Source organism: Dellaglioa sp. CoH-57-MRSF-22, assembly GCF_056781895.1.
The window spans coordinates 1-290 of the sequence record NZ_JBXAXT010000184.1; the positions used below are offsets into that span (position 1 = coordinate 1).

The 290-nt window shown below is 61.4% G+C and carries 1 pseudogene; it reads left to right on the plus strand.

Annotation, left to right across the window (positions count from 1 at the left end):
* Window positions 1-265 (plus strand): annotated as a pseudogene (locus AC1RPR_RS08730) (hypothetical protein); the annotation flags it as partial.
* Window positions 266-290: the final 25 nt, after the last annotated feature.

Here is a 290-nt window from a genome sequence, read left to right on the forward strand (position 1 = left end):
GGCCGACCTCGCAACGAGCTCGATCGACCTCATCGAAGAGCGTTCCGCGGCTCTGTATCGGAAGCTGAAGCTGACGGGGTTTGTCCGAATGGACTACCTCGTCGACGCGGCGGGTGAGTCCTGGTTCCTGGAGGTGAACACTCTCCCGGGCATGTCACGGCAAGGGAACCTGGCGACGATGGCAGCTGCTGCCGGAATGACGTATGAACAATTGGTGACCGAATTTGCTTTGACCGCCGGTGGCGTCGCGGTGACACAGTCGTGATCCCCGCCTTCCATCCCACCGACGT